Genomic DNA, 24600 nt, shown 5'->3' on the forward strand with positions numbered 1-24600 from the left:
TAGCGTTATGACTACGATGTTGGACGTTTCACGACACGCAGGCGTCTCAAAAGCGACCGTTTCGCGCGTACTGAATGGCACGGGTCAGGTAAAAGAGAGCACGCGCCAGAAAGTGTTTAAGGCCATGCAGGCACTTGATTATCGGCCTAATTTTTTAGCGCGCTCTTTGGCAAACCGCACCAGCAACAGCATTGGTCTGGTAGTTTCCACATTTGATGGATTCTACTTTGGCCGCCTGCTGCAACAGGCTTCACGCCAGACGGAATCTCACGGCAAGCAGTTGATCGTCACCGACGGACACGACACACCAGAGCGTGAGCAGGAAGCCGTGCAAATGCTGGCGGACAGGCAGTGCGACGCCATTATTCTCTATACACGCTATATGAGTGAAAAGGCGATTATGTCGTTGATGAACAGCATTGCTATGCCCTTGCTGGTCATCAACCGTGATGTCAGCCAGGCCCGCGATCGCGCAATTTTCTTTGAACAGGAAGACGCGGCCTATCAGGCGGTCAATTACCTGATCTCCCAGGGCCATAGCGATATTGCTTGTATCACTGTGCCTGGTCATACGCCTACCGGTAAATCCCGCCTGATGGGGTATCGTAAGGCGCTGGAAAAAAACGGTATTCCCTGGGATCCCGATAAGGTCAAATACGGCGACTCCACGATGACGCGAGGCTATGAGGCCTGCCGTGAACTGCTGGAGGAAGGGGTAAAATTTAGCGCCCTGTTCGCCTGTAACGATGACATGGCATTAGGCGCATCAAAAGCGTTACATCAGGCCGGGCTGAGGATCCCAACGGACGTCTCACTGTTTGGTTTTGATGATGCGCCCAGCGCCAAATGGCTGGAGCCGGGGCTGTCTACCGTTTATCTACCGATTGATACCATGATAACCACGGCAATCGACCAGGCTATTCGGCTGGCCAACGGCGAGAGCGTCGAGCCAATCCCACCGTTTACCGGCAAACTGGTACTACGTGACTCAGTAACGCTCGGGCCATACTTTAAGTAATCAAATGCCGGATGGCGGCGCAAGCGCCTTATCCGGCCTACAGGCCCCGCAGTTAATCTCGTAGGCCGGATAAGCGTAGCGTCATCCGGCATTTCACAACGCTGTAATCAGATTAATTCCAGCGCTAACAGCTCATCAATGGTCTGGCGACGGCGAATTAGCCGCGCCACGCCGTTATCAAACAAAACCTCCGGCAGCAGCGGACGGCTATTGTAGTTTGACGACATTGACGCGCCGTACGCCCCGGTATCATGCAGCACCAGATAATCGCCCGGCACCACCGCAGGCAACAGACGGGTTTCCACATTTCCGCCCTCCTGCTGGGTAAACACGTCGCCAGATTCGCACAGCGGCCCGGCTACCACGGTTTCCCGATGTGGGGTGTGTTCCAGAGAGCGACCATCCCCTGCCAGCGCGGAGATATGGTGATAACTACCGTACATGGCCGGGCGCATTAGATCGTTGAAGCCCGCATCGATCAGCACAAAGTGGCGGCTACCCATCTCTTTAACGCTACGCACCTGCGCCACTAACACGCCAGCTTCCGCGACCAGAAAACGACCTGGCTCTATCTCAAGCGCGACCGGGTGACCCAGGTGTTTAGCAATCTGTTCACGCGCAGCGTTCCACAATCCAAAGTAGTGATCGGTATCGATCGCCTCTTCGCCTTCGTGATACGGGATTGATAAACCGCCACCTGCGGAGATCGCCTCCAGATCCTGGCCAAATTCAACCACCTGGCGCACCATCGCACCGCACACCTGCTCCAGATGCGCATAGTCCACGCCGGAGCCGATATGCATATGAATCCCCACCAGCTTCAGCTTATAGCGCTGAATCACCTCCAGCGCCGCGGGAAGATCGCTATACCAGATCCCGTGCTTGCTGTTTTCGCCGCCGGTATTGGTTTTCTGACTGTGCCCATGCCCAAAGCCAGGGTTTACGCGTAGCCACACGCGATGGCCCGGCGAGACCTGGCCCAGTTGTTCCAACATATCCACCGACCCGGCATTTACCGGAATGCTCAATTCATGCACCCGCGCGAGCGTCGCTTCATCAATCATATCGGCGGTAAAGACGATTTCATCTTTCCCCGGTACGAAGCCTGCCGCCAACGCACGTTCAATTTCGCCAAGCGAGACGGAATCAACCTTCACGCCCTGCTCGCGCATCAGGCGCAAAATATGAATATTCGAACATGCCTTCTGGGCGAAACGCACCACGTCAAACTGACTCAATTTGGCAATCTGCGCGCGGATAATCTGCGCATCATAGACCCACACCGGGCAGCCGAATTCGGCAGGCAGGCGCAGCAGGTTGTCGGCGGTCAGGTCAGTGTCAGTACTATTGAGTGGGCGTGGCATGGTGTGCTCCGGTATTGGCTTTTTTATGATTACGCCACAGCCCGAAAAGAATAAAAAATATCGTTTTATCGTGAGTCTATGCAAAAATGATATGGATTGATTCATTTGAGGATTGCCCATGCCCGCCGTTAACCTGCGACACATCGAAATTTTTCACGCCATCATGACGGCAGGCAATCTGACAGAAGCCGCGCGCATGCTACATACCTCGCAGCCCACCGTCAGCCGGGAACTGGCCCGATTCGAGAAAGTGCTGGGATTAACGCTGTTTGAACGTACGCGTGGCCGACTGCACCCAACCGTGCAAGGGTTACGTCTGTTTGAAGAGGTGCAACGTTCGTGGTATGGCCTGGACAGAATTGTGAGCGCCGCCGAAAGCCTGCGCGAGTTTCGCCAGGGCGAATTGTCGATTGTTTGCCTGCCGGTATTCTCACAGTCTTTTTTACCGCCGCTGCTGCAGCCATTCCTCGCACGCTATCCACAAGTCAATATTCAGATAGTGCCGCAGGAGTCACCGCTGCTGGAAGAGTGGCTGTCGGCGCAGCGCCACGATCTGGGGTTAACGGAAACGCTGCATACGCCTGCCGGAACGAAACGCACCGAATTGCTGGCGCTGGATGAAGTGTGCGTGCTGCCGCAGGGCCATCCGCTGACTAAGAAAGCGGTGTTAACGCCGCAGGATTTTCAGGGAGAAAACTACATCAGCCTGTCGCGCACCGACAGCTACCGTCAGCTACTGGATACCCTGTTTAATGAGCACCAGGTGAAGCGCCGCATGGTGATTGAAACCCATAGCGCCGCTTCAATTTGTGCAATGGTACGGGCAGGCGTGGGGATCTCGGTGGTGAACCCACTTACCGCGCTGGATTACGCCAGCAGCGGAGTCGTTATCCGCCGCTTCAGTATTTCGGTACCCTTTACAGTCAGCCTGATTCACCCGCTTCATCGCCCCGCCTCGGCGCTGGTTGATGCTTTTACGGCGCATCTGCAGGCCCATCTACCGAGGCTTATTGACCCGCTGGAGGCTATTTTGCATCCACAGCCGAAAGCATAAACGCCACCGCATCTTGCGCATGGATTGCCGCGGTGTCGAAAACCGGTAGTGGGCTTAGCTCGGTGGGAACCAGCAGACCAATCTCGGTACAGCCAAAGATCACCCCTTGCGCCCCCTGTTTCGCCAGTTGGTCGATGACGCCCAGGTAATAATCGCGGGAAGCCTCGCTGAATTCACCGAGACACAGCTCATCGAAAATAATCTGGTTTATTTTCTGACGATCATCAGCTTCAGGGATCAACGTGCTAATGCCGAATTCAGTCTGTAAACGCCCGCGGTAAAAATCCTGCTCCATGGTGTAACGCGTACCCAGTAGCGCCACGTTGTTCATCTGCTGCTTTTGTATCGCCCGCCCCGTCGCGTCAGCAATATGCAGAAACGGCACATCACAGGCGCTTTCAATCGCCTCTGCAACTTTGTGCATGGTATTGGTACACAAAACAATTCCTTGCGCCCCGGCTTGCTGTAGCCCTGTGGCGGCCTGCGCGAGGATCTCACCGGCTCGCTGCCAGTCACCGCTTGACTGGCAGACTTCAATCTCGTGAAAATCCACGCTGTGCAACAGAATCTGCGCAGAATGCAGACCACCCAGACGCTGTTTTACCCCTTCATTAATGAGTCGATAATAAGGAATGGTAGATTCCCAGCTCATACCGCCTAACAGACCGATCGTTTTCATCATTTCCCCTGACTCGTTGTTGTCTCTCCAGTGAACCAAAGATGTGATCAACTTTCCACATCTGTTGGCGTGCATTTCTTTTTTTAATTTTCTGATATAGCTTTAATGAAACATTGTTTTAATTAATTACAGGAAGGCCGGATGTTTATTTTTCATAAAGAGACCACGCTTGACGATCTGGGCAATGGCGTTACCCGGCGTATTCTTGCTCACGACGGTAACATGATGGCGGTTGAGGTGAACTTCGAGCAAGGCGCAATCGGCCCGATGCACAATCATCCGCACGAGCAGCTGACTTACGTGTTGTCCGGTGAGTTTGAATTTACCATCGGCGAAGAAAAGCATATCGTTAGGGCGGGCGATACCCTGTATAAACAGCCCAACATTATGCATGGCTGCGTCTGCTTAAAACCGGGAACGCTGCTGGATACCTTTACCCCAATTCGCGAAGATTTTCTGCACGGGTAAGGCGCTAAATAAAAAAACCGGGTCGCGTTGACGCTTTCCCGGCCTATAAGAGACTCCACTCGCAGGCCGGATAAGGCTGAACCGCTATCCGGCATGCTTGTCTGACTTACACCCCAATATCTCTTAACTTCTCGCCTGCCATCAGCTTACGTTCGATATGCTCCAGCGTGACGTTTTTGGTTTCTGGAATCAGCCAGAACGTGATGCCAATAAACACGACGTTCAGCGCAGTATAGAGCCAGAACGTACCGGCGGCGCCAATGCTGTCGAGCAGCGTCAGGAACGTTGCGCCAATGATCATGTTCGACACCCAGTTGGTGGTGGTGGAGCAGGTAATACCAAAATCACGGCATTTCAGTGGCTGAATTTCCGAACACAGGATCCACACCACCGGCGCGGCGCTCATCGCATAGCCTGCAATACACATCATCGTCATGCCAACTGACAGCCAGGATAGCCCACTGGAAGCCGTGCCGTTATCAAACTGCATCAGGCAATAACCAAGCACCAGCGTCCCGATAGCCATTACGCTGAAACCAATTTTCAGCGCCGGTTTACGTCCTGCTTTGTCGACCGTGAAGACGGCAATAAAAGTGGCGAACATAAACGTTAAGCCAACTACCAGCGTGGCAATCATCTGCTGCTCTGTGGTAGTAAAACCCGCCATTTTAAAAATGCGCGGCGCGTAGTACATGATGATGTTCATCCCGGTGAACTGCTGCATCGCCTGCAGTAACATTCCGAGGAAAACCGCGCGACGCACGTTACGGTTAATTTTAAACAGCGCCCAACCACCCTGCTTCAGCTTCAGGCTTTCACGGATTTCGTTCAGCTCATCGCGGGCTTTCTCTGACGTATCGCGCAACATGCGCAGTACTTCTTCAGCTTCGATGTGGCGACCTTTCTCCGCCAGCCAGCGCGGGCTGTTGGGCAAGAAAACAACCAGAATAATCAGCAATACAGCCGGAAGCGCCAGCACGCCAAGCATAGCGCGCCAGTTACCGCTGTAGCTGAACGCGGTATCGGACAAAAAGGCCAGAACGATGCCCAGCGTCACCATCAACTGATACATACTGATCATCTTGCCACGCACGTTTTCGCTGGCCATTTCGGAGAGATAGAGCGGTGCGGTGTAAGACGCGATCCCCACCGCAACGCCCAGCACCACGCGGGCAAAAATGAGCATTTCTACGCTGGAGGCAAACGCCGAGCCCAGAGATCCGACGACGAAAAGGATCGCGCCCGCCATCAGGCTGTATTTGCGCCCCAGGCGGAATGACAACCAACCGTTAAACAGCGCACCAATTGCCGCACCCAGCATCATGCTGCTTACCACCCACTCCTGCAGGCGGCTGGTCAACACAAAGTGATCGGTGATAAAAGGCAACGCACCAGCAATCACGCCAATATCCAGGCCGAATAACAACCCTGCGACGGCCGCAGAGATAGAAACAAACATATTCATACGTCGCGTATCGCGCACTGGGCGCGGCGCTAAAGCAGCATCATTATTTATTGAGACCATTTTTTCCTGCCAGATACAGAGTAACCATGCCATTGAAAGTAAGGGATCCCTTGCAGGAAGCGTCAGGCGGGAAACGGCAAAAATATGGATTAAATAGCTACACCACATGGTTATGTGATGGATATTCCAATTTTAAAATTTACCGACAATCACTCAATTAAATTTAATTTGTTGATATTAAAGGATATTAAAAACAATAAATTTATACGTATGAAATTTAATATGGAATAATTTATAACCACAATATGGATTTTATTAATCCGAATATAAAAAAACCCTGCCAGAGGGCAGGGTTTAACGGTTCTGGAAAGTGAATTAACGTGCCAGCCAGCCGCCATCTACTGCAACGGTATAGCCGTTGATATAGTCAGATGCGCTGGACGCCAGGAACACGACAGGCCCCATCAGGTCGCTCGGTAAACCCCAACGACCCGCCGGGATACGATCGAGGATCTCTGCGCTACGCTGCTCATCAGCACGCAGCTGTTGGGTGTTATTCGTCGCCATGTAACCCGGTGCAATCGCGTTGACGTTGATGTTATGTTTTGCCCACTCGTTCGCCATCAGACGGGTAACACCCATTACGCCGCTTTTAGACGCGGTGTAAGACGGCACGCGGATCCCGCCCTGGAAGGAAAGCATAGAGGCGATGTTGATAATTTTGCCGCCGTTACCCTGAGCGATAAAATGCTTCGCCGCAGCCTGAGACATAAAGAACACGCTCTTAATGTTCAGGTTCATCACGTCATCCCAGTCTTTTTCGCTGAAGTCGATCGCATCGTCACGACGGATAAGACCCGCGTTGTTGACCAGAATATCAATATGGCCGAATTCTGCCACTGCGCGCTCCAGCAGTGCCGGAATACCATCGATTTGACGCAGATCGGCGGTCAGGCTTAAAAAACGGCGGCCCAGTGCGGTCACGCGTTCGATGGTTTCTGTCGGTTCAACAATGTTGATACCGACGATATCGCAGCCCGCTTCAGCCAGGCCCAGCGCCATACCCTGACCCAAACCTGTGTCACAACCGGTCACAACGGCGACTTTACCTTCAAGAGAGAATGCATTCAAAATCATTGTAAATCCTTAATTTTTTATAATGCCCGCCGCAGCAGGCACGGCTGTCGCCCGCAACTAGCGCAGATCTTTTACTGCAACATGGTCCATATCATCAAAGACCTGGTTTTCGCCGACCATGCCCCAAATGAACGTATAAGCTTTTGTGCCGACACCGGAGTGAATAGACCAGCTTGGAGAAATCACCGCCTGCTCGTTGTGCATCACAATATGACGCGTTTCCTGAGGCTGACCCATCATGTGGAAGACGCAGGTGTCTTCTTCCATATTGAAGTAGAAATAGACTTCCATACGACGTTCATGGGTATGACACGGCATGGTGTTCCACAGATTACCCGGTGCCAGTTCAGTCAGACCCATGCTCAACTGGCAGGTTTCCAGAACATCCGGCACAAAGTATTTGTTGATGGTACGACGGTTACTGGTGAGGTTATCGCCCAGCGTCACTGGCGCAACGTCTGCCGGCGTGACTTTCTTAGTTGGGTAAGTCGTGTGTGCCGGCGCGCAGTTGTAGTAAAACTTCGCCGGTTTCGCCGTATCAATACTGGCGAATACCACTTCTTTTGCCCCTTTTCCGACGTACAGCGCGTCGCGATGACCAATTTCATAGCACTGGCCGTCAACGGTAATCGTGCCCGGGCCACCGATATTGATCACACCCAGCTCACGACGTTCGAGGAAATAGGTTACGCCCAGCTGTTTGCCGACTTCGCCACCCACAGAGACGGTTTTGGCCACTGGCATAATGCCGCCAACAATGATGCGGTCGATGTGGCTGTAGACCATGGTGTATTCATCTGCGACAAACACTTCTTCGACCAAAAACTCATTACGCAGCCCCTGAGTGTCCAGGGTTTTCGCATGCGCACTATGGATACTTTGTCTTACGTCCACATTTACCTCCAGTGATAAATTGACCGTGAATGCTTAAACGAATAGCAAAACGCTGTTCCGTTTTATCTTATGCGCTCATGATATCCCTCCCTGAATGTGTTTTCAATTATAACTAAAACGATGTTTCACTTTTTCCGCATCTTATTATCAAAAGTGTAAGTGCGATCACGCTAGCGCATATAAATCGCAAAAATTGTTCAAATAAAATCATTTAAAACAATTAGATAGATAAAAACACAAAAAAGTAGATCATTAGTGGCAGGGATAAGATATTGAAAATACAGCCAGGCTCATACGTCATTCACACACCTTTTCTAACAAAGTGCGCTATCAATCACATGAAATGAAACAACGTTTTGATATGTTGGCAGGGTTTAGAGTGTATGTTTCTGTAACTGGCCTTGCCCTCCTGTTGGAGGGCTTTTTTATAGAGGAAGAGATAACACGGCAGAAAACTGTTCGAGAAGAAAAATATATACCCTAAATAATTCGAGTTGCAGGAAGGCGGCGACGCAGCGAATTCCCCGGAGCGTACATAAGTACGTGACTGGGGTGAGCGAGTAAAGCCAACGCACATGCAGCTTGAAGTATGACGGGGATTAGTCTCGTTCGATAGCGAGCGCCACCCCCTGACCACCACCAATACACAGCGTTGCCAGTCCTTTGTGCGCCCGACGCTTCACCATTTCATGTACCAGCGAAACCAGAATACGACAGCCAGAAGCGCCAATCGGATGGCCGAGCGCAATGGCCCCGCCGTTCACATTCACCCGCCGTTCATCCCACTCCAGCATTTTCCCAACGGATAATGCCTGCGCGGCGAAGGCTTCATTAGCTTCGATAAGATCAACATCAGCCAGTTGCCAGCCCACGCGCTCAAGGCAGCGGCGTGTTGCATACACTGGCGCAATCCCCATGAGCGCAGGGTCGACTCCGACGCTGGCAAAGGCGCGAATACGGGCCAACACAGGTAAGTTAAGTTCCTGCGCCTTGGCCTCGCTCATCATCATCACCGCAGCGGCACCGTCGTTGATGGATGACGCGTTACCCGCCGTTACCGAACCGAGTCTGTCAAAGGTAGGATCCAGACGCGCCAGCCCCTCGGCGCTGGCATCGGTACGCGGTTGTTCGTCGGTGTCCACCACGAACGATTGCCCATTACGCTGTGTTACCACCGGCACGATTTCATCTTTAAAGCGTCCGGCATCAATTGCCATCCGCGCTTTGTGCTGCGAGTGCAGCGCGTAGGCATCCTGCAATTCGCGGCTGATTCCGTATTCTCGCGCCAGGTTTTCCGCGGTAACGCCCATGTGATAATCGTTGAAGGCATCCCACAGACCGTCATGTACCAGGCTGTCGACCAGTTGGCTGTTCCCCAGCTGTGCGCCAGTGCGGCTATCGGTAAGGACATGCGGTGCACGGCTCATATTCTCTTGCCCGCCCGCAATCACAATGTCGGCTTCGCCACACTGGATAGCCTGGGTCGCCAGATGCAGCGCTTTCAGACCCGAGCCACAGACATCGTTAATGGTGATGGCGGAAACGGTAGTGGGTAGCCCACCATTGATGGCAGACTGACGCGCAGGGTTCTGCCCGGCGCCTGCAGTAAGCACCTGTCCGAGGATCACTTCATCCACAGCGTGAACGTCCACGCCCGTGCGTTCCAGTAACGCCTTGACCACCATGCTGCCTAACTCAACGGCAGAGTGGCGCGCCAGCGTCCCCTGGAAGCAGCCAATCGGTGTCCTTAATGCCCCGACGATCACAACCTCTTTCATCACTACCTCAGCGCAAAATAACACCGCAATAGTAGATGATTGTTAAAAATAGTTATCAAGGTTGTTTAAAAACGGTGATTTTTATCACAAAGGAAATTCGTATCACTTATTGGTCATCTGAACGCCACTCTGCTGTAAATGGTCACGCAACCAGCTTCCTGCCACACCAGGCGGTGATTTCTTATTCCACAACAGATCGATAGAGATAGCCTTTGGCCAGCCAGGCATCTTTAATTGCACCAGTGGTTTTTCTGCCGCAAACTCCTCCACCAGCGCACAAGGGAGCGCGCACCAGCCGAATCCCTGAACAGCCATACTTAGCAATAACAGATAGTTAGGAGCAGACCAGACGGGGCCGCGCGCCACGTTGGTGCCGCTTTCCAGATAGGTATTCAAGCGCAGCTCGCGCCAGGTGTGTAGCTGCTCCCACTGCAGTTTTTCTTGAGCCGCGAGCGGATGCGACGCTGCAACGTATAATCCCATCCAGGTTTGCATCGGCAGACGCGTAACGCCCATGTCGGTCGGGTAATCTTCCCGCGCCTCGATCAACCCCACCTGAGCACGTCCTTTTTGCAGCAGATCGATCACGTCTTCATCTTCACCAATCAGGCATTCAAACTCGGTATGGGGAAACTTGCGATCAAACTGCACCATCAACTCTTCCAGCACATCCGGATGCAGCGTGTCAGACAGCACAAAGGTCAGACGCGCCTCAGTTTCACCCGACAGCGAGATCGCCGCCTCATCGAGACGTTCGCTGGCCGTCAGAATAGCCTGCACATAGCCCAACACCCGCTTACCTTCCTCGGTCAGCGTTGGCTGGCGGGATGAGCGGTCAAACAGCGCAAAACCAAGATCGGCTTCCAGATGCGCAATGGCCGTACTGATAGTGGACTGGCTTTTACGCAGCCGCCGGGCCGCCGCAGAAAATGAACCGCAGGAAACGGTCTCCACAAATGCCGTTAATGCTTCAGGAGAATAACGCATGAACTATCTACTTTATCGATGGATACTATCTTTTAGATATCACATAAAACGATAAAATTGCCACCATTCCGTTATCCGGGCATCAAAGAAGGTTTTAGGTTATGCAACACGATACTGTCCAACGCCGCTCGTTAGTGGAGCGTATTTTTCATGCCGTCTGCTTTGAAGGCATTGCCACCGCGATCCTCGCACCAACCACCGCATGGTTGATGCAGCGCTCGGTGCTGGAAATGGGCGGACTGACCATTCTTCTCGCCACCACAGCGATGATCTGGAATATCATTTATAACGCCCTGTTTGACCGTTTGTGGCCGTCACACCTGGTAAAACGTACGGCGAAAGTGCGAGCATTTCACGCCTTAGGCTTCGAGAGCGGTTTTATTGTGATCGGGGTGAGCATCGTGGCGTATGTGCTGAACGTCAGCCTGGTTCAGGCATTCACGCTGGAAATAGGTTTCTTCCTGTTCTTCCTGCCGTACACCATGTTCTATAACTGGGCTTATGACACGTTACGCGAGCGCGTTATGAAGCGCCGCCAGCAGCGCGTTACTGCCTGATAATTAAAATAATAGTCGGAATCTTCTCGGTTCCGGCTATTGTCCCATTCACTCGCCCGCTTGTTCACACCTCCCCCAGCCCCTGCCATTTGTGGTAAATTGCGCTTCTTTTTGTTTATTTTATAGTTGATACGTTCAAATAATGTCGAAATTTTGGTCAAAAGAAGAGACTCTCTGGAGCTTCGCACTATATGGGACTGCCGTCGGCGCAGGAACCCTATTCCTACCCATACAGCTGGGTTCTGCAGGCGCGGTGGTATTGTTTATCACCGCACTCGTCGCCTGGCCTTTAACCTACTGGCCGCACAAGGCGCTGTGTCAGTTTATCCTGTCCTCAAAAACGTCGGCTGGTGAAGGGATCACTGGCGCGGTTACCCACTACTACGGCAAGAAGATTGGCAGCCTGATCACCACCCTCTATTTTATTGCCTTCTTTGTGGTGGTGCTGATCTACGCCGTAGCGATAACCAATTCACTCACTGAACAGCTGGCAAAACATATCACTATCGATCTGCGGATCCGCATGTTGGTCAGCCTTGGCGTGGTGCTGGTGCTGAACCTGATTTTTCTGATGGGCCGGCAAGCCACTATTCGGGTCATGGGCTTTTTGGTGTTCCCGCTCATCGCGTACTTTTTGTTCCTTTCGCTCTACCTGACCGGAAGCTGGCAGCCAACGCTACTCACCGGCCAGATGTCTTTCGATCAGCACACGCTTCATCAGGTTTGGATATCTATTCCCGTGATGGTTTTCGCTTTTAGCCATACGCCAATTATCTCTACGTTCGCCATCGACAGACGAGAGAAATACGGCGAGCAGGCCATGGGTAAATGCAAAAAAATCATGAAGGTAGCCTACGTCATCATCTGCCTGAGCGTACTGTTTTTCGTCTTCAGCTGCTTGCTTTCGATTCCGACAAACTATATCGAAGACGCGAAAAATGAAGGCGTGACGATTCTTTCCGCGCTGTCGATGATGCCAAACGCACCGGCATGGCTGTCGATTTCCGGGATCATCGTTGCCGTTGTCGCGATGTCAAAATCGTTCCTCGGCACCTACTTTGGCGTGATTGAAGGGGCAACGGAGGTAGTAAAAACGTCGTTGCATCAGGTGGGTGTGAAGAAAAGCCGGGCCTTTAACCGCGCTCTGTCCATCATGCTTGTCTCGGCTATCACGTTTATCATCTGCTGCATTAATCCTAATGCTATTTCAATGATTTACGCGATAAGCGGCCCGCTGATTGCCATGATTCTGTTTATCATGCCGACATTGTCTACCTATCTGATCCCGGCGCTGAAGCCATACCGTTCAGTGGGTAATCTGATCACCCTGATTGTCGGTCTGCTGTGCGTATCTGTGATGTTTTTTGGCTAGAACGTGTTGTTTAGCGGCTCATTCCAGTAAGCGGATGAGCCGTTAAACTGACTTATTTGATGTACGAATCCAGCACTTTCAGGACCACATCCAAATCCTCTTCGCGCTTAATTTCATCGCCCTGATGCACAATGTGCTCGGTCAGATGACCTTTAATCACTTCACGCATTAATCCGTTTACTGCCCCGCGGATCGCCGCTATTTGCTGCAATACTGCCGCGCATTCATGCGGTTCATCCAGCATGGTTTTCAACGCCGCTACCTGCCCCTGAATCTTGCTGGTTCGGGCTTTCAGCTTTTGTTTGTCGCGGATCGTATGTGACATAACTTTACCTTTTTAACGTCTGGCTGTAGGGACAATACCATCGACATTCTACTGGGGGGTAGCATTTGATACTGGGGGGGAGTAGGATCAGGCGAAATTAAACAACTAAGAATCATTCTCATGGGTGAGTTTTCTACGCTTCTTCAGCAAGGTAACGCCTGGTTTTTCATTCCCAGCGCGATTCTATTGGGTGTGTTACACGGCCTGGAGCCGGGGCATTCCAAGACGATGATGGCGGCCTTTATTATTGCCATTAAGGGGACCATCAAACAGGCGGTGATGCTGGGGCTGGCAGCAACGCTGTCGCATACCGCCGTGGTATGGCTGATTGCGCTCGGCGGGATGTATATCAGCAAAGCGTTTACTGCCCAGGCCGTTGAGCCCTGGCTGCAGTTTGTCTCGGCGATTATTATTCTCGGGACCGCATTCTGGATGTTCTGGCGAACCTGGCAGGGAGAGCAGAACTGGCTGGCCCAGACGCATCACGACCACAATCACGAGCATCACCACCACCATGATCATGATGACCATCACCACCATGATCATGATGACCATCACCACCATGATGATGATGACCATCACCACCATCATGACCACGATGACGATCATCATCATCACGAACACGAGCATAATCACGACCATGCCGCACTGGCAGGACTCACCGAAGGATCGAAAGAGTATCAGGATGCCCACGAACGGGCGCATGCCACCGATATTCAGCGCCGCTTTGCGGGCAAAGAGGTCACCAACGGCCAAATATTACTATTTGGTTTGACCGGCGGGTTAATCCCCTGCCCTGCCGCCATTACGGTGCTGCTGATTTGCATCCAGCTCAAAGCCTTCACGCTGGGCGCGACCATGGTGCTGTGCTTCAGCCTCGGGCTGGCGCTGACGCTGGTAACGGTGGGCGTGGGAGCGGCAATCAGCGTGCAGCAGGCGGCCAAACGCTGGAGCGGATTTAACACGATGGCCCGCAAAGCACCCTATTTTTCCAGTGTGCTCATTGCGATGGTCGGCTTATATATGGGGATTCACGGCTATATGGGGATCGTCGGTTAACACCAAGAGAGCGCAGCAGCGATTGCCGCTGCGCGTAAAACCTGGCTAGCTTGCAACATTCCCCCACACCAGTTGCCCTTTATGGAAGGTCGCGGTGCGTGGAGAAATTCGCGCGACCGCTTCTGCCGAACAAGAGGCATCCACCAGCACAAAACTGGCTTCATCCTGCGCTTTCGGCCACACGCGCTCACCTTTATCGTTTAGCGGCAGCACATCGCCGGTGGCAAGAAACAGCGCACGCGACAGGTTAAGCTCATTGGGGCGAATATAGAGCTGGGCGTACAGATTCGCCTTCTCCAGCATGTCGCCCAGCCCGTACGGCGACCAGTGATCAATTACGCTGTCGGTTCCGGTAATCACTTCCACGCCTTTATCACGCAACTGCTTGAGCGGCATGTGCAAGGTGCCGATCGGCACCGTCGAGGCAATGGTAATCTGCTGTGCTGCCATGCGGCTCGCCAGCGCATCCACCTGCTGTTCGTTCAGCGTTGCCAGCGCAAACGCGTGGCTGATGGTCAGTTTGCCCTTTAATTGCGGCGTTTTCTCCACCGTTTCCACCATGTAATTCACCGCCGCCACGCCCGCCGGGCTGGTTTCATGCAGATGGATATCTACGCCTTTATCGTAATCCAGCGCAATCTGGAACATGGTGTCGAGGGATTTTTCCATCGCCCCATCGACGCTGGTTGGGTCCAGACCGCCGACGTAATGCGCTCCCGCCTGCATCGCTTCACGCATCAGCGGTTCAGATTTTGATAACAGCAGGCCATGCTGCGGAAATGCCACGATTTCACAGGCAAAACCCGGCTGACGACGCGCCAGTACCGCCTGCAGGTTTTCGAGATTTTTCAGCCCGGAAACCGGTTCTATGTTGCAGTGGCTGCGGGCGATCGAGGTGCCTTTTGATTGCAGCAGATCGATCAGCTTTTCCGCACGCTCCTGCGTATAAGGCTGGAGTTCAGGCAGCAGCTTTTGTTCCAGGCGGATCATATCCTGAATAGTGGTGCCAGCCGGACGGTTCAGCGAACGCCAGGGACCGCCGTAAAAGGTTTTATCCAGATGGATGTGCATGTCGCGCATGGCGGGCAGCATCAGCTTTCCACCCGCATCATAGTGAGGCAGCGTCGCATCCGGATGCTGCTTATTCTCGCGCAGCGCAACGATTTTTCCGTCTTTGATTTCAACGGTTTGCAGCGCGGTACGGGTGTGCACCACCACCGAGTTTTCGTAATCAAAGCCCGCTTCCAGCAGGACGTTATCCAGGTAATAGTGTTTATCGTTAATCGTCATTGTGCTCTTCGACCCGCAGGTGTTCCCGACAGGATTAGCAGCATACGCGACCGGAGCGACCGCGCCAAACAGCGCGGCAGCGGTCACCATTTTTCCGCTCTGGCTTAAAAATTCACGGCGGCTGTTACTTTCCTTCATTCACGTCTCCTCTCAGGAATGGACAATATGGGTGCCCGTTTCGCCGCGCAGTGCGGCAGGCAGGCATTCCGGCGTGGTGATGATTACTCGTTTACCGCCACGCTCCAGAAACGCCAGGCTGGCAACGATCTTGGGTAACATGCTGCCAGGCGGGAAATGACCCTCCTGCATGTAACGGGTCATCGTTGCAACATCCACCGTATCCAGCGCCTGCTGGTTGGGTTTGCCAAAATGAATACAGACCTGCTCGACGCCGGTGGTGATCACCAAAATGTCGGCGCGGATCTCCTGCGCCAGTAGCGCCGTGGAGAGATCTTTATCAATCACCGCGTCCACGCTCTGGTAATCCCCTTGATCGCTACGCACCACCGGGATCCCGCCGCCGCCCGCGCCAATAACCACAAAGCCTTGCTGGGTCAGCGTTTTGATCGCCTCCGCCTCGACAATGCGCTTCGGTTGTGGAGAGGCGACTACCCGACGGTAGCCGCGCCCCGAATCCTCAACAAAGCGCCAGCCCGGATTGACCCGCTGCAGTTCATCACGCTGCACTTCGCTAAAGAACGCTCCAATGGGCTTGGTCGGATTAGCGAAGCCCGGATCGTTTTTGTCGACCTCCACCTGCGTGACCACCGTAACTGCCCTCTGCTCACCGCGCCGCGCCAGACGGTTATTCAGCGCCTGTTGGATCAGGTAACCGATACCGCCCTGCGTATCAGCAACGCAGTTTGCCAGCGGGGTAAGCGGCAGCCCTTCACGCTCGTGCGCGATTTCCGCACGCCGCAGATCCAGCCCTACCTGTGGCCCGTTACCGTGCGTCAGCACAATGTTGTAGTCCGATGCCAGCATCTCCAGCACCGTATCCGCTACCGCTTTCACCGCTTCAGCCTGGTGTTCAATCGACTGGCTGGCGTTATCTTTGATAATGCTGTTGCCGCCAATGGCAACGACCACAAGTTCTTTCATAGTGTTATCTTCCGCTTGCAGGCAATTCAGGTCGTTTTCGTCGGTTCCTGCTCAGGCGCAGTCACCGCTTCACGGCTATCAAGAACATGCTTGAGGACAAACATGCCGCTCATCATCAGGTAGGCCACAACAAACATCATCGAGCTGCCTTCCGCAAAGCCAACCGCCGGGGAGTGGATCACGCCAAACAGCGATAACAGCGCGCCAAAGGCTGCGGCAATCGCCCCGCGTAGCGGCTTGTTCATAATGGCGAAGATAGCGACGCAGCCCCACAGCATGCTGGCCAGCGGTGCGCCGCTTCCCAGATGCACCAGTCCGTCGTAATAGACACCTTTGCTGTGCAGCAAGTCACTACCCAGTTTCCCCGCGGATGTTCCGGCGGCACCCATCACGCTGTTGACGATGGTCAATGCCCAGTTGGCGATCCACGGGAACAGACAGATGAAGATAACGGGAACCTCGACTTTGGGCGTTTCTCGCACCACCTGGTTGGCGGTCACCACGCCGATAAACACCAGAATCGGCACTATCGCGGTCATCGGAATAATGGCGAGCATAAACGCGCCCAGCCCAAACAGCGGCACCAGGAACATGGTGATGCCTGAAGCGAGGGTATAGCCGATGCTGGCGCCCATCGCTTTCCAGCCCGCATGCCCAACATATACGGTCACCGGGAACGGGTTACCCAGCATGCAGCCGAGCATGGAGGCAAAGCCGTTCGCCATCATGACCTTACGGGTGTTGTACTCATCGCCCGCCGCGTGCGCACTTTCAATGTTCTCAAGGTCAAAAATATAGTTCGCCAGGCCCAAAGGAACTGCAGAAGCCAGATACGGCAGTGCGTGCGGTAAACCTTGCAGGAAGCTGTCGACATGAATTTCCGGCGGGTTGAAGCCAAAGGAAGACATCGAAGCTTTAATAGCTTCCGGGCTTTGTAAACCGGAGATCCACGCCAGGGCCGTACCGGCAATTAGCAGCAGTAAACCGGTAGGAATACGGGCAAAAATCGGCTTCTTACCGAACCAGTTAATGAAGATCAGCAACAGGACGATGAAAGAAACCGTCGGCGCTTCGAATGCCTGCAGCATCGGGTTCATCGCCAGCAGCAACAGCCCCAGGCCGGACAGACAAGAAAGCAGTACCGTACGCGGGATCATCTTGCGGATGGTCTCGCCCAGGAAGGAGCCGCCGACCAGGATCAACGCTTCGACAAAGCACCACACCAGGGCTATCTGGATAGCGAAGTTGGCATCTTTGGTTTGCTGATAAACCGGCATCAGCACCAGGAAGGTCACGGTGAAGATTGACGGTGCACTCGGTCCGGACGGCAGCGCCGTTACGTCGTTACGCCCGGTGTGCTTTGCCATCTGCAGGCCAAACCAGGCGTAGCAGACGCTGGCCACCAGCACCGCCAGACCAAAGGCAGGCGCAATACGACCGTAGACAATTTCGGTAGGGATCCCGACGACAAAAATGAGCAGCCCCATCATTGTCAGCAGGTTAGTCAGGTTGTTGGTCATCAGCCCAAAGTAAGCCGCCCAGTCACCACGTTTCCATTCTAGTTTTATGCTGTTCATGGAATATCCTTAACAGGTTAAGCATCATTTGCGATCGCGGAGATCGCCCGGCCCTGCAGGTAAGCAACGTTTTTCGCTTCGCTACTGTGGGGCTAACCGCGTTAGCCCCGGTTATTGTTATTGGCAGTAGCGGTCGCGCCAGTTGAGGATCGCCTTTTCAAAACAGGCGAACGGCGGGTGAACTATTCCGGCGCCGATCATGCCGATCCCCGTGTCTTTGTGCGCAATAGCGGTGTTGATCACCGGCAGAATGCCGGTGCTGCCTACGCGCGTAATATCAATAGCAGTCGGTACGCCCATAAAACCAAGCAGCGGAATGGTGACGTTGGGGTTTTCGCCGAGAGTGATTTCTCGCATCTGGCGAGAGAAATCAACGGCCTCTTCGACCGTACCGCCCACCAGCGCTACGATGGCCGGTGCCGTCGCCATCGCGAAACCGCCAATGCCGTAGGTTTCGGTGATCGCGCTATCGCCGATATCACGTCCGGAATCTTCCGGCTTATAGCCCGCAAACATCGGCCCAATCACCTGCTGCGCCGGACCGGTAAACCACTGGCCCGGTAAGCCACTAATGCGCAGACCGAACTCAACGCCATTGCGCGCCATCGTCGTCACCACGGTGCTGTATTCAATACCGTGTGCAGCGTCCATTGCGGCTTTACACATCGCCATCCAGGTCGGTCCGGAGAAGTAATCACTACTGAGGACGAACTCGAACACCTCACGTTGCTGCTCAACCGGATAGCCGGTCTGAATAATCCACGGCGTCAGCGCCTGAATCAGCAGCGCCGTCCCGGCGTTGTTGCGGTTATGGCACTCATCACCCATGTGCAATGCCTGCGCCAGCATCAGGCGCAGATCGATTTCGCCCGCCAGTTTCATAGCGTCGCGCAGCATCGGTCCCAGCACATCGCGCATCCAGTTCAAACGATCGATAACGCTCTGATCGTTCGCGCCCATACGCAGGATCTTCGCCATCTGCTCGCTCATATTGGTATATGCGCGGTTGCCATAGGTTTTGTTCTCGACGATGTGCATAAACATCGATGCCGACGTCACGCCCGCCATCGAGCCGACACAGTCATGCTCGTGGCACGGAGAGAAGATGATTTCACCCGAGGCGGCCAGTTCCGCGGCTTCATCCAGATCTTTCGCCAGCCCTTCAAAGACCAGCGCCCCGGTTACCGCCCCCTTCATTGCGCCGCACATTTTTTCCCAGCGGATTGGCGGCCCGGCGTGCAGGATGGTATTACGGGTCATGCCCGGCACGACGTTGATCGCCTGGTCATAGCCAATCAGCACCGGATGCGACTGGATAATGCGTTCCAGCGCCTGCTGGTTAGCGGCCGCGATTTTGTCTGCCAGCGGTGAATCGGCAATGTCGTCCAGTGCCGCTACCACCTGCATGTTGCCCTGGCCCGGCGGCGTCCAGTCGAGCTGGGTCACCGGTACGTTCTGCTTTTTCAGGTCATCGCTGAACATTGCGATTCCAACGTTAATCACGTTCAGCGGCTGGTTAAACAGTGTCTGGCTCATCAGGCTTCCTCCCCTTTACAGATAAATTCACGCGCCAGCAATCCGGTGTTGGTGCTACTGCTCGCCCAGATAACCCCGGCGTCGGTCAGCATCTGACACTGTTTTTCCAGCGACGGCGTATCAAGATCGGTTCCCAGCACATAGCCGAGGATCTCAAGCGGACGACCGTCTGCGGTGGCGATCGCTTTGGCTTCAACGATCGCATCGAGCATCACGCCAACCGGATCTTCATGCGATCCAAATCCAAGGACGAAGTCCATCACGATCACGCCAACTTCAGGATCGCGCGCTTCCTGTAACAGACGACTAATGCGGTTGGTGGGATCGATCATCGGGTGCGGTTTGCCATTGGTAAAATCGTCATCACCGAAATCGAGGAAGGTATGCGCCACGCTGCGGTTGAGATCTTTCAGGCGGAATGCCGGATCCGGATGAATGTTGCTGTAAACTTCGGCATGTTTTTCCATGGCAGCAAACATCGCCTCATCGCACAACGTGCCGCCGCAGAACAAGCCGCGGATGTACTTTTGCTGTGGAGTCAGACGGGCGCGAACCTCTTCAATCAGCGGCCAGTTGAGCGGATGCAGATCCAGACTCTCTTTTTTCACGCCGGTCAGCAGTACCGCTTTCAACGCCGCCTCTTTAGTACCGCGGGCAAACTGTAGGCCTTTTTCATCCGCAGGCGCGGCTTCACGTCCGAGGAAACACACCACCACGGGCTTATGACAGGCGCGCGCCCGTTCCAGCACCTTGCGCGCCACCGCTGGCGCAGGCGGTTTGGAGATAAGTGCGATGATCTCAGTTTGCGGATCGGCCTCCAGCATGCCAATCGCGTCAAGCATCATCAGGCCACCAATCTTTTCGCTCAGATCGCGTCCACCTGTGCCAATCAGCTGGGAAATCCCGCCGCCAAACTCGTGAATGCGTACGCTCAGTTCCTGGCTACCGGTACCGGAGGCACCAATAATGCCGATGTTGCCGCGACGCACCGCGTTGCCAAAACACAGCGCCGCGCCGTTAATAATGGCGGTTCCACAATCTGGTCCCATCATCAACAGCCCTTTTTCATGCGCCAGCTGCTTAAGCGCCAGCTCGTCCTCAAGAGAGACATTGTCAGAGAACAGCATCACATTGAGGTTATTTTGCAGCGCCTGACGCGCTTCACGCGCGGCAAACAGGCCATTGACCGAGATCACCGCCAGATTGCTGTCAGGCACATGCTTTTTCGCGCTGGCAAGCGTGGCATAGCGCGCTTCGTGCTGACCCCCCTGCTCTTTATGCGTAAACAGTTCATCGATAGCCACCAGCGTTTGCGCGTTTGCTTCGTCGCTCGCGCCTTTAATGACAATCATCAGATCGCCACTTTTCGCCTCTTCCAGTTCAGGCGTCAGCAGGCCGAGATTCTTCAGCACGCCCTTATTCATCTCTGTCGCCATAGCCACAAACGCCTGCTCAACGCCATCGAGCTTATTTGCGCGCGTGGAGATAGACATCAGTGAGACAGAATCAAAATACGTGTTCTTTTTAACAACTATCCTGATCGACATAATTCCCTCCGGACCTGTGGCTCAGGGCGCAGGCATCCGCCATGCCATACAGCATGTCGCAGCCAGAACTTGAACCGATATTTTTAATGTCAGTAATATATTGCGTAGAAACGAGTTGTTGCTCAGTAATAAATTGGTTCAGCAGCCGTCCGATGCTTTCCCGATAACGCTGATTAAATGCTTCCTCTAGCGTTATTTGGCTAAGTAGCGTTGTATTATTTCCTGCACGTTGCAATGCCGCTAAAAAATCATCTCTATATTTCCTCAGCGGATGTCCGGGAATAAATAAAATGGTGCTTAAGCCTACTAAATAATCATCCGATGAGGGCGTCAGCCCTATCCCCAAACCAATTAAATGGCTGACCGCCGTAGTAATATTTTCTCCTGTACGCAACGCCGTCAGTAATGTTTGTCGGCGGTTGAGTAATTGACGGGTGATTTCCTGATAAAACGGATTGTCACCCCGGTACAGAAATAATGTGTCGTCGCTTCTTAGCTGTTGGCGGATAACCTCTTCCCAGTGCTGCCAGCCGACTGCGGCAAGGCTTGCTGCATCAGATGTCCACCGTGGTATTCGCCACAGCTGGCAACCGGCGGTTTCTATCCATTTATCATTGCCAACAACTATTCCCGACCCGCTAAAATTGACCCGCTCACCGGGGTGAAACAGGTCTTCACAATGCGTCAGCGCCAACCGACAGCTGTTAGGTGCGTTATCACAATCTTCACTCAGTAACGTCAGCAGCCGCTGCTGTTCGGGTATCAACAGGTTTACCGCGTGGGAAAAAACCTGTTCAACCCGTCCCGTTCCCCGGAAAGTGAGAAACGCGCTGTCTGCGGTTAGCGCCCGCACGCATCGCCGTGATGGCGTAGCGATAATGGCGCTCCTGTGTCAGGCTACGGCCGCAATCAGCAGCTCGGCAATTTCGTGGTACCCTTTCTCTCGCGCCAGTTCCAGCGGGGTTTTACCGTATTTATCCGTCATGTGCGGGTTTGCGCCATGGTCGAGCAGCAGCTTAACGATCTCCTGCTGCTTCGCACCGCCGTCATTTAGCACGATGGCTTCCAGGAGCGGCGTCCAGCCAACAAAATTAGTATGGTTGACATTGATATCGGTACGCAGCAGTAGTTCGCGCACGATCTCGACATGACCTTTTTCGCTGGCAGGTGTAATACCAACGCCGCCAAAACGGCTCAGGCAATTGAGGTCGGGGTCAGCCGGTAATACCGTACGCAACAGCGTTAAATCATTAGTCAGGCAGCTAATCAGGAAGGGATTAAAACAAGTTTGATCTTGTTTATTAATATCGGCACCCGCAGCAATCAATAAAGAAACACAGTCATAATGTTTATTCAGGCTGGCAATAATAATGGCAGTACGCCCCTGGCGGTTGGTGGCGTTAATATCCACATTTTTTGCCAGACAGGATTTTAATCCATCGGCATTGCCCTGCTCTGCCGCCAGCAGAAATTCAGTAATGAGTTCTTTCTCTGACATAATCGCTCTCCTGCAGTTTTTTAGACTTTTTAAATATCCGATAACCTGAGAATAGCAATAGAGTGCAGAGAATAACATCCGCTTAAATTTCATTCATCGTTAGCGCATCGATTATTGAATCAATTTTAACAATGAGAGCAAAACGTGCTGTAGTGCAATCTTTCCCTTATGGCTGGGGCCCTTTTAGCCACTAATCAGTAGTCCGGAAAATCAGGCGGTATGCTGCACGGATAGCGGCCTGCAATTAAAATACAGAAGTGTGATTGCCTTCAAATCAAATGTAAAACTAGTGTTAAATTCTGTTCAAAACTGATTGCTCTGTATAAGGATTACAAATACATTCAACAATCATCGTGGTGCGGATGCGCATTGTCGCCGGAGGGAAGAAAGATGAATTCAATATTTACCGAGGAAAACCTACTGGCATTTACGATGGCTGCCCGCTATAGCAGTTTCAGCAAGGCAGCGGAGGAGCTTGGCTTAACCACATCGGCAATTAGTTACACCATTAAGCGCATGGAAATGGGTCTCGACGTGGTGCTGTTTACCCGCAGTACTCGCAGCATTGAGCTGACCGAGTCCGGACGCTATCTGTTTCGCAAGGCGACCGACCTGCTCAACGATTTCCACGCAATCAAGCGCAGCATTGATACCATCGCTCAGGGAATTGAGGCTCGGGTGCGCATCTGCATTAACCAACTGTTGTATACCCCTCAACATACGGCGCGGCTGCTGCAGGTACTCAAGAAACAGTTTCCAACCTGCCAGATAACCGTCACTACAGAGGTGTATAACGGCGTCTGGGATTCGATCATCAATAACCTGGCCAATATCGCGATTGGCGCGCCCGATACATTACTGGACGGCGGCGGAATTGATTACACCGAGATCGGCGCGATCCGTTGGTCGTTCGCGATTGCCCCGGATCATCCGCTGGCGTTTATGCCTGAACCCATCTCTGAAAGCCAACTGCGCCTGTACCCGAACATCATGGTGGAAGACACCGCACACACCATCAACAAAAAAGTCGGTTGGCTGTTACACGGTCAAGAGTCGATTCTGGTTCCCGATTTTAATACCAAGTGCCAGTGCCAGATCCTGGGGGAGGGCATCGGTTTTCTGCCAGACTATATGGTGCGCGAGGCGATGGAAAAGTCGTTGCTGGTGACACGGCAGATCCACAACCCACGTCAGGATTCACGAATGCTGTTGGCAACCCAGCATTCGGCAACCGGTCGTGTCACTCAGTGGATTAAAAAAGAGTTTGGCCCGCAAGGGATACTGACGGGGATTTATCAGGATTTACTGCATCGGGCGTGATGCACCGGATGGCCGTTATACCTTCCAGTGCATATAAGATAATCAGGCGCGGATATCGTCGTACTCGCGGGTTTTATCAAATTCATGTTTGGCAAACGGGCACAGCGGAATCACTTTGCGGTTTTCAGCGCGCATCTTCTCTACCACTTTCGCCACCAGCAGTTTGCCGACGCCCTGACCTTTCAGACTGGGGTCAACATCGGTATGTTCAATGATACTCAGATGCTCGCCCGTCGGCACAAAGACAATCTCGGCAACCTGATTGCCTTCGGCATCGTTGACATAAAATTTGTTGTGGCCTGCAAGAATTTCCATGCTTCCCTCACTCATTTTTGGCGATATTTCAGAGCACCGCTCGGACAGGTATCGATGACCTTGATGACCGTGGCAACGTCCACTTCATCCGGAATAATCCACGGTTTACGTTTCAGGTTAAACAGCTTCGCGCTTCCCCGCACGCAATTGCCCGAATGCTGACACATCGCCGTGTTGAAGTAGACGTCAATCTTCTCGCCGGTATAGGCCCGGTAACCTGCATCCAGTAGTTCCTTATCCACGACATTGCCTCGCATTT

Annotated in this window: 24 protein-coding genes; 7 read left to right on the plus strand and 17 right to left on the minus strand. The window is 53.3% G+C overall.

Going from position 1 to position 24600, the window contains the following annotated elements; translation table 11 throughout:
• Positions 1–7: 7 nt before the first annotated feature.
• The gene (locus OGY67_RS08080) at positions 8–1018 is read left to right on the plus strand and encodes a LacI family DNA-binding transcriptional regulator (protein WP_008785715.1); all 1011 of its coding nucleotides are present in this window, start codon (positions 8–10) and stop codon (positions 1016–1018) included.
• 107 nt (positions 1019–1125) lie between these two features.
• Here OGY67_RS08080 and lysA read toward each other — a convergent pair whose 3' ends face one another.
• Positions 1126–2382, minus strand: a complete 1257-nt coding sequence (lysA, locus tag OGY67_RS08085; protein WP_286573850.1) for a diaminopimelate decarboxylase — start codon at positions 2380–2382, stop codon at positions 1126–1128.
• A 118-nt stretch (positions 2383–2500) separates the two neighbouring features.
• Between lysA and OGY67_RS08090 the strand changes: the two genes are divergently transcribed.
• Positions 2501–3436, plus strand: coding sequence for a LysR family transcriptional regulator (locus OGY67_RS08090; RefSeq protein ID WP_008785717.1), 936 nt, complete (start codon positions 2501–2503; stop codon positions 3434–3436).
• On the opposite strand, the gene OGY67_RS08095 is transcribed toward OGY67_RS08090, so the two are convergent.
• Positions 3408–4115 (minus strand): aspartate/glutamate racemase, encoded by a 708-nt coding sequence (locus tag OGY67_RS08095; RefSeq protein ID WP_032944864.1) that lies wholly within the window; start codon positions 4113–4115, stop codon positions 3408–3410. The two genes, OGY67_RS08090 and OGY67_RS08095, sit on opposite strands and share 29 nt — an antisense overlap.
• Positions 4116–4256: 141 nt before the next feature.
• Between OGY67_RS08095 and OGY67_RS08100 the strand changes: the two genes are divergently transcribed.
• Positions 4257–4583, plus strand: a complete 327-nt coding sequence (locus OGY67_RS08100; RefSeq protein ID WP_048225407.1) for a cupin domain-containing protein — start codon at positions 4257–4259, stop codon at positions 4581–4583.
• Positions 4584–4689: 106 nt separating this feature from the next.
• On the opposite strand, the gene araE is transcribed toward OGY67_RS08100, so the two are convergent.
• The 5 genes from araE to OGY67_RS08125 form a co-directional block, all read right to left on the minus strand.
• A complete protein-coding gene (gene araE, locus OGY67_RS08105; RefSeq protein ID WP_003033926.1) occupies positions 4690–6108 on the minus strand; it encodes an arabinose-proton symporter AraE in 1419 nt (472 codons plus the stop codon).
• A 315-nt stretch (positions 6109–6423) separates the two neighbouring features.
• Complete coding sequence (gene kduD, locus OGY67_RS08110; protein ID WP_003033923.1) at positions 6424–7185, minus strand: 2-dehydro-3-deoxy-D-gluconate 5-dehydrogenase KduD; 762 nt, start codon at positions 7183–7185, stop codon at positions 6424–6426.
• Between the two features lie 57 nt (positions 7186–7242).
• Complete coding sequence (gene kduI, locus OGY67_RS08115) at positions 7243–8079, minus strand: 5-dehydro-4-deoxy-D-glucuronate isomerase (RefSeq protein ID WP_008785720.1); 837 nt, start codon at positions 8077–8079, stop codon at positions 7243–7245.
• 599 nt (positions 8080–8678) lie between these two features.
• On the minus strand, positions 8679–9857 hold the full coding sequence (locus tag OGY67_RS08120) for an acetyl-CoA C-acetyltransferase (RefSeq protein ID WP_286573851.1): 1179 nt from the start codon (positions 9855–9857) through the stop codon (positions 8679–8681).
• A gap of 102 nt (positions 9858–9959) precedes the next feature.
• On the minus strand, positions 9960–10844 hold the full coding sequence (locus OGY67_RS08125) for a LysR family transcriptional regulator (RefSeq protein WP_008785722.1): 885 nt from the start codon (positions 10842–10844) through the stop codon (positions 9960–9962).
• Positions 10845–10945: 101 nt separating this feature from the next.
• Between OGY67_RS08125 and OGY67_RS08130 the strand changes: the two genes are divergently transcribed.
• Both OGY67_RS08130 and OGY67_RS08135 read left to right on the plus strand, forming a co-directional pair.
• Entirely contained in the window at positions 10946–11401 is a 456-nt protein-coding gene (locus OGY67_RS08130) for a multidrug/biocide efflux PACE transporter (RefSeq protein ID WP_008785723.1), read from the plus strand.
• A gap of 142 nt (positions 11402–11543) precedes the next feature.
• Entirely contained in the window at positions 11544–12773 is a 1230-nt protein-coding gene (locus tag OGY67_RS08135; protein WP_008785724.1) for an amino acid permease, read from the plus strand.
• Positions 12774–12825: 52 nt separating this feature from the next.
• Here OGY67_RS08135 and rcnR read toward each other — a convergent pair whose 3' ends face one another.
• Entirely contained in the window at positions 12826–13098 is a 273-nt protein-coding gene (gene rcnR, locus OGY67_RS08140) for a Ni(II)/Co(II)-binding transcriptional repressor RcnR (RefSeq protein WP_003825567.1), read from the minus strand.
• Positions 13099–13218: 120 nt separating this feature from the next.
• On the opposite strand from rcnR, the gene OGY67_RS08145 reads away from it, so the two are divergent.
• Positions 13219–14157: a nickel/cobalt efflux protein RcnA gene (locus tag OGY67_RS08145; protein ID WP_186413024.1), complete on the plus strand. Its 939-nt coding sequence runs from the start codon at positions 13219–13221 to the stop codon at positions 14155–14157.
• A 45-nt stretch (positions 14158–14202) separates the two neighbouring features.
• Here the strand turns inward: OGY67_RS08145 and OGY67_RS08150 are convergent, their stop codons facing one another.
• From OGY67_RS08150 to OGY67_RS08180, 7 genes are all read right to left on the minus strand, one after another.
• Entirely contained in the window at positions 14203–15585 is a 1383-nt protein-coding gene (locus OGY67_RS08150; RefSeq protein WP_008785726.1) for an amidohydrolase family protein, read from the minus strand.
• A gap of 12 nt (positions 15586–15597) precedes the next feature.
• Positions 15598–16548, minus strand: coding sequence for a carbamate kinase family protein (locus tag OGY67_RS08155; protein ID WP_008785727.1), 951 nt, complete (start codon positions 16546–16548; stop codon positions 15598–15600).
• A 26-nt stretch (positions 16549–16574) separates the two neighbouring features.
• Positions 16575–18125: a hypothetical protein gene (locus tag OGY67_RS08160; RefSeq protein WP_003825560.1), complete on the minus strand. Its 1551-nt coding sequence runs from the start codon at positions 18123–18125 to the stop codon at positions 16575–16577.
• A 117-nt stretch (positions 18126–18242) separates the two neighbouring features.
• The gene (locus tag OGY67_RS08165) at positions 18243–19661 is read right to left on the minus strand and encodes a YlbE family protein (protein WP_286573852.1); all 1419 of its coding nucleotides are present in this window, start codon (positions 19659–19661) and stop codon (positions 18243–18245) included.
• The gene (gene fdrA / locus OGY67_RS08170) at positions 19661–21208 is read right to left on the minus strand and encodes an acyl-CoA synthetase FdrA (RefSeq protein WP_286573853.1); all 1548 of its coding nucleotides are present in this window, start codon (positions 21206–21208) and stop codon (positions 19661–19663) included. The genes OGY67_RS08165 and fdrA overlap by 1 nt, the downstream gene beginning before the upstream one ends.
• A complete protein-coding gene (locus OGY67_RS08175) occupies positions 21186–22061 on the minus strand; it encodes an oxamate carbamoyltransferase subunit AllH family protein (protein ID WP_502872194.1) in 876 nt (291 codons plus the stop codon). Before OGY67_RS08175 ends, fdrA begins: the two co-directional genes overlap by 23 nt.
• Positions 22062–22100: 39 nt before the next feature.
• Positions 22101–22706, minus strand: coding sequence for an ankyrin repeat domain-containing protein (locus OGY67_RS08180; protein ID WP_186413021.1), 606 nt, complete (start codon positions 22704–22706; stop codon positions 22101–22103).
• Between the two features lie 390 nt (positions 22707–23096).
• Between OGY67_RS08180 and OGY67_RS08185 the strand changes: the two genes are divergently transcribed.
• Entirely contained in the window at positions 23097–24026 is a 930-nt protein-coding gene (locus tag OGY67_RS08185; RefSeq protein WP_003825551.1) for a LysR substrate-binding domain-containing protein, read from the plus strand.
• A gap of 42 nt (positions 24027–24068) precedes the next feature.
• On the opposite strand, the gene OGY67_RS08190 is transcribed toward OGY67_RS08185, so the two are convergent.
• Positions 24069–24341 (minus strand): GNAT family N-acetyltransferase, encoded by a 273-nt coding sequence (locus OGY67_RS08190; RefSeq protein ID WP_016157396.1) that lies wholly within the window; start codon positions 24339–24341, stop codon positions 24069–24071.
• Positions 24342–24352: 11 nt separating this feature from the next.
• A complete protein-coding gene (yjdI, locus tag OGY67_RS08195; protein ID WP_003825544.1) occupies positions 24353–24583 on the minus strand; it encodes a 4Fe-4S mono-cluster protein YjdI in 231 nt (76 codons plus the stop codon).
• Positions 24584–24600 lie beyond the last annotated feature (17 nt).

This window comes from Citrobacter sp. Cpo015 (assembly GCF_030333035.1).
In the GTDB taxonomy this organism is placed as follows: domain Bacteria; phylum Pseudomonadota; class Gammaproteobacteria; order Enterobacterales; family Enterobacteriaceae; genus Citrobacter; species Citrobacter portucalensis.